Source organism: Chromohalobacter sp. 48-RD10 (assembly GCF_029889785.1).
GTDB lineage: Bacteria > Pseudomonadota > Gammaproteobacteria > Pseudomonadales > Halomonadaceae > Chromohalobacter.
Genome location: NZ_JARANX010000163.1, coordinates 1 through 1,042, shown reverse-complemented (window position 1 = coordinate 1,042; position 1,042 = coordinate 1). Strand labels below are relative to the sequence as shown.

2 protein-coding genes are annotated in these 1,042 nt (G+C 61.4%); both read left to right on the top strand.

Going from position 1 to position 1,042, the window contains the following annotated elements:
• Positions 1-309 (top strand): glycosyltransferase (locus OP496_RS17950; protein WP_280565305.1); only part of this gene is annotated, 309 nt, incomplete at its 5' end.
• Positions 309-1,042, top strand: a 734-nt coding sequence (galE, locus tag OP496_RS17945; RefSeq protein WP_280565302.1) for a UDP-glucose 4-epimerase GalE, incomplete at its 3' end; no start/stop codon positions are given. The genes OP496_RS17950 and galE, both read left to right, overlap by 1 nt.

The following is a 1,042-nucleotide window of genomic DNA, read 5'->3' as shown; positions in this document are numbered from 1 at the left end:
GGGATGCCGAGCACGGTAATGGAGGCGGGCGCGATGGGTCGGCCGACCATCGCCACCGATGTGCCGGGGTGTCGCCATGCCGTGGTCGACGGTGAGACCGGTTGGCTGTGTCGGGTCAAGGACGTCGAGTCGCTGGCGGCGCGCATGCGCGCGTGCCTGGTAATGACGCCGTGGGCGCTTGCGCGCGTGGGTGTGTCGGCACGTCGGCGCGCCGAAAAGGAATTCTCGCAGGATATCGTCGTGGCGGAATATCTGACCTGTATGGAGACCGGTTTGATGAGTCACCAACGTATGGAAATGGAGGCATGATGTCGATATTAGTGACGGGCGGCGCGGGCTACATTGGCTCGCATATGGTGCTGCGGCTCATCGAGGCCGGCCACGACGTGGTCGTGATCGACAACCTCTGTAATGCCTCGCGTGAGTCGCTGGAACGGGTATCGCAATTGACCGGCAAGGAAGTGACCTTCATCGAGGGCGACATACGTGATCGTTCGCTGTTGAATTACGTCTTTGCGGACTTCGAGATCAGCGATGTGTTGCACTTTGCAGGACTCAAATCCGTAGGGGAGAGCGTCAACGAGCCGTTGGCGTATTTCGAGAATAACGTGGCGGGCACCATCACTCTGTGCCAAGCCATGATGGTGGCGGGGGTCTTCCGACTGGTGTTCAGTTCTTCGGCGACGGTGTACGGCGATGCCACGCGCATGCCGCTGAGCGAAAGCGCGCCCACTGGACAGCCGACCAACGCCTACGGGCATTCCAAGCTGATGGTCGAAGAGGTGCTGCGCAAGCTGGCGCGGTCTGACCCACGTTGGTCGATCGCACTGCTGCGCTACTTCAATCCCGTGGGTGCGCATTCCAGCGGGCTCATCGGTGAGGACCCGTCGGGCAAGCCCAATAACCTGCTGCCGTTTATTTCCCAAGTGGCGATCGGGCGCCTACCGGCGCTATCGGTCTTCGGCGATGACTATCCGACGCCGGACGGTACCGGCGTGCGCGACTATATCCATGTCATGGATCTGGTCGAGGGCCATCTGGC